Annotated in this window: 5 protein-coding genes; 4 read left to right on the forward strand and 1 reads right to left on the reverse strand. The window is 43.3% G+C overall.

Annotated elements, in window-relative coordinates:
• Window positions 1-160 precede the first annotated feature (160 nt).
• The 4 genes from ACKI3C_RS11300 (at window position 161) to ACKI3C_RS11315 (ending at window position 2,310) form a co-directional block, all read left to right on the forward strand.
• Window positions 161-730, forward strand: a complete 570-nt coding sequence (locus tag ACKI3C_RS11300; protein WP_407405097.1) for a hypothetical protein — start codon at window positions 161-163, stop codon at window positions 728-730.
• A complete protein-coding gene (locus ACKI3C_RS11305; protein ID WP_407405099.1) occupies window positions 723-1,199 on the forward strand; it encodes a hypothetical protein in 477 nt (158 codons plus the stop codon). Before ACKI3C_RS11300 ends, ACKI3C_RS11305 begins: the two co-directional genes overlap by 8 nt.
• Before the next feature lie 80 nt (window positions 1,200-1,279).
• Window positions 1,280-1,711, forward strand: coding sequence for a hypothetical protein (locus tag ACKI3C_RS11310; RefSeq protein WP_407405101.1), 432 nt, complete (start codon window positions 1,280-1,282; stop codon window positions 1,709-1,711).
• Window positions 1,712-1,974: 263 nt separating this feature from the next.
• Entirely contained in the window at window positions 1,975-2,310 is a 336-nt protein-coding gene (locus ACKI3C_RS11315; protein WP_407405103.1) for a hypothetical protein, read from the forward strand.
• 545 nt (window positions 2,311-2,855) lie between these two features.
• Here ACKI3C_RS11315 and ACKI3C_RS11320 read toward each other — a convergent pair.
• Window positions 2,856-4,271 (reverse strand): ATP-binding protein, encoded by a 1,416-nt coding sequence (locus ACKI3C_RS11320; protein ID WP_407405105.1) that lies wholly within the window; start codon window positions 4,269-4,271, stop codon window positions 2,856-2,858.
• Window positions 4,272-4,546: the final 275 nt, after the last annotated feature.

Genomic DNA, 4,546 nt, shown 5'->3' on the forward strand with positions numbered 1-4,546 from the left:
GGATTGGGGAAAGGGGCAGTGTGCCCGCTCGTGACAAAAACACACAGAACTTAGCACGTTGCCACCGATCCGGCCAGGCGATGCCCCTCTAACGCGTGCAAAAACGTTAACAAATTTTATACTGCGGATTTGAGGATATAATTATCTAACAGCCCACTATATGGCAATGGTGGCTCTTCGTGGGAGGGAATATATTGATGACGGGAATACCAGAATGGTAATCTACAGATTATCTCTGGCACTGACCGCAGCGAGACCTCGGTGCGGTGTATTGCTGTGTGGAACATGCGGCAATGGCAAAACAACACTGGTTTATGCGATACAAAGTGTAATCAACAAGTTGAATAAAGAACATCATTTCAGTTTTCTTCCGCGCAACTACAAGGTCGGAATAGAAATTTGCGACGCAAAGGACCTGATCAATTCTAAAGACAATGATGAATTGCGCGAATTATCCGAACGTGACATGCTGGCTATAGATGACCTCGGTAAGGAACCCGCAGAGATTCTTGATTATGGAACTGTCAAAAGTCCTGTGATTGACCTGCTCGAGAAGCGATACTTAAAAGACCGGTTCACTCTCATCACAACCAACCTTGCGCCTAATGAAATCAGAGTAAAGTATGGAGTGCGTATAGCTGACCGATTCCGAGAAATGTTTGAAGTCATCCCATTTGAATTTAAATCCTATCGCCAAAACACAGAAAGGAGGACTGTTGACAATGAATGACGGCTGTATTTTCTTGGATATGGAGGATTATCTTGCCCAATGGTTCATTCATGCCAATGGTGGGGAGTCGCCTGTTAGGCTAATCCGCGGCTCGGTGGAGAGCAATATCCTTGAACTTTTCCTACAGAAAATCCCGCGCGGACTCGAACCACAAACGGAAGCCAAGGAAGGACAAGTAGCAATACGCATCCCTGTGTTCAAGAGCAAAGACCCAGCGTACTATAGGTACCTCGGACCGAAGGGAAGGAATGCCTTGACCACCTGCATACGCAACCGCTTTGATGTTGAACTATGGAAAGACCTCCACAAGGTCGGTGTAGTGTCAACGAAACGACAAGACCAGGTCATCTATGCATGGATGGAAATGCACGGCATTGAACTCGAAGAAAAGAACTGGTGCGCCATAGCTAAGCGATACCAGCGCAAGCGAAACATTTATTTGAGTTCTAAAAAAGTTAAGAAGGGTTAAAATTACTCGGAAAACAGAGCACAAAAATGTAACGAACTTGATTTACTTGATTTGTTTGATTTACTTGATTTGCTTGATGTATGAAAAATACGAAACAGTCACTTCCTGGCATTAAGAGAATTGACTATGTTCTTGCAGAGAACCTAACGCCTAACGTGATGCTTAATGCTATATGCGGAGGTCTCGTCAGCATCCTTGCACAAACAACTGAAGTGCCATTCGTCGGTGAGGCTATTTGCGTGACCACATCGGAGTGTGACAATCACGGCAAGGTTGAGTCGGTGACGCTCACTTTCTCATCCACTGAATATGTTCCTTCTTCCATGCCACTGGCTTTCATCGTGACGGATGTCAACGGAAACTCGTTCCTCATAGGTTCTCGTGAGAAACCATTCCCCACAATAAAACACGACATTACCTTCGGCAGCCCAGCTGGTGACCAATCGGTCAACAAGTATGAAGTGAAGTATGTCGCAATACGCGCTCTCATCGGGTGCGTCACAAGCGGATGACCATACGGTTGCACGGGGTGTTGCTGTGCTCACTCGAATGAAAATGGCAACACCTTGCCTGCCGCATGACTTTTACACCGCAAAGTTACAACACTGCTCCAATCCCAAGGACAAGCGGCGTTTCTATGCAAAATCTCCACCCCTGCGGGTAGTATTTTGACTTGAAATCCTTGTTCTTATGGAGCAAGGCGTGTTGTCGGGAATGCAGTGTAAAGTTTAGCTCGGCTAAACAGGTGTTTAACAATTTATTCATTCTTACAAAAATGAGAACAGACAATCTAACAGACAACAGCATTGATGTTTGCGTGGCAATCCCCGAGAGAGACATCGAAATGCAGACAAAGAAAATCTTCACCTTGTTTGACTGCATCAACAGGGCTGGTCTTGATACTGGCGAATGGGGCATGGTTGAAGATGTTGACACGAAGAACTACTTCGGCAGCATTGAGTTTGAAATCCTTTCAGGACGCTACGCCTATGTGTGGCTGGAGAAGGATGAGTTTGAGTTGAATCGTGAGCTCAACATGATTCCTGCCGACATCATTGTCCACTCACTTCAGGACGTTGACAGCGAAATACGCATATACTCTATCGAATGACAGTATCTTTTCATTAAGTTTGTGAATGGAGGAGCCGGCTGTGAAGTCGGCTTCTCTTGAATATAATTTGATGGGATAAAAATTAGGCGTATCCTTTTATTAAGTGTTGATTTTTACCTACTATCTGGTCCAAGGCAGTTAGTAGAAAAAGTAAAGCCGGCTTCACATGTGAGTCGGCTTTTGTGTGTGGGTATTTTTTACATACCCTATAAAAAACTATACCCGGCAGTTTGTAACCAGGGACTGTCGGGACTTAACACTGCAAAATTACATTCTTTTTTCTAATTTACCAAGTTTCTGCATAGAATGCTGTCTGCCGGTTAGTTCTTTTCGGTCATTATGTGGTTGAAAAAACCGAAATCACCCCTCTGCATTATCTTGTGCGAGTAAATATTTCAATATCAAAGCCTAACACTATTTATTTGTTGAAATTCTGTCGCAAATTTGAAACAAAAATGCGACAAACAAACATAAAATTGATTTATGCAGAATTGATTTTCGACTATATTTTCAATAAATATTCTGCTATTTCAACAAATTGATTTTTATTCAAAGGATGATATTTCCCATTGACCTTTGTTTAGAGTTCCTGTATGAATAACTAATTTTTCCTTTTGTAGTACAACTAAATCTCTTCTAACAGTACGTTCGCTGACTCCGATGAACAACGCAATTGATTTTGCTGTTTCAATCTCGTTTATATATTTCACGACATGTGATTTGTTCGTGCCATCATTTAGGACACAGGGAATACCAGTTTCCTTTAGTCTGTCATATATAATCTTTTGTCTCTCAGATAATTTGTTTAGGACATTATTTAGGACAAGTTGCTTGTCACTAATGATGTCACTAAAGGTTTTACCTCGGTTAATTGTCACCATCATACCGCCACATGTTTCTTCAAACACGGGTTCGGGCAAGCCTGCTGACTGTATCTCTGTTCGGATTTTATCAATACCACGCCCCCATGACTCAATGAAGCCAGCCTTGTAAAAGGCGTTGGCAATGTTCTTGTTACGAGGCTTTGAGGTGTGCTTTCTAAACAATGTGTCAACAGTATAACCTTCAGGCAAGGAACCATCGTTCCACAATTCCACCTTATCGTTCCATACCTTCATCTGAATAGATGCACCTGCATAGTCCTTGTGCACGATGGCATTGTAGATAGCCTCACGCAATGCCGACTCAGGAATTTCAAGGGTCTCTTTGCGGTGCAACCCTTCATAAGAAATGGGTGCGACAAGATACTTTGACTTGAGCACACTCATCACTTTATCTGCCATTTGCAGGATATTCCCTTCAATGACATCTTGAATAACCAGATCGGACTCGCTGTTTACAAAACGCCCAATCTTGAACTCGTTGGTAACAAAATATCTGTTGGGGTTCTTTCCGAAAAGGAGTATGGCGGCAAGCTTCAACTTTCCTTCGTCATCAACCAAATTAAGGTTTTGTAACACCTCAAGCGGAGAATATGACTTAGCCTCTTGGGGAAGACGCTGGGCCATAACAGCCATGCGAACGAAATAGTCAACTGCCGCCTCGTCAATGCAATCCATGGTTGCTGTGGGATGCACAATATCATCCCAAGACAACCCATTCTTTTTCAACAGGAATTGCTGGAGTGCATTTCCTTTCAATACTTGTTTTGTGGCACCAGAACGCACGTGATACTCTCCCTTGAAAGAGATGGGGACATTGCTTTCCTCAACTACAATCTCGAGATATTCCTTGCCGTCTTCAGTCAAAAGATTGATGTCACAGACCAGGCCGAGGACTGTTACAATCTTGTTGGGAATATCTTCAAGAAGTCTGTGGCTGTTAGACACGCCAACTACCTCACCTTTGTCGTTCACTCCGATGTAGAGTTTACCTCCTTGTGAATTTGCAAAGGCGCATATCCAGCCAAGGTATTCGTCACGCCAAGATTCTTTGTATTCTATGTTCTGGTTTTCTGCCATATCGTTTGCTATTTCTGTTGCAAAGTTACTAAAAAAACATCACTTAGAGGCGATTTGAGCCGTAAAACTGCGTGGTGGGCTTGTCTTTTCTCCTTGTTTATTTGGGTAATAACTTTGTGCCATAGAAATTTGATATACTATGGCAAAACACACATACAACCTGCACCTGAAAGGCTATGTCGGCGGTTGCGACTTCGACCGTGACTATGTTGACTATATCCTTGCCAACAATGCCGGCAAGCCGGTGTCGGTGCTCATCGACTCTCTGGGTGGCT

This window comes from Sodaliphilus sp., from assembly GCF_045598405.1.
Classification (GTDB): domain Bacteria; phylum Bacteroidota; class Bacteroidia; order Bacteroidales; family Muribaculaceae; genus Sodaliphilus; species Sodaliphilus limicaballi.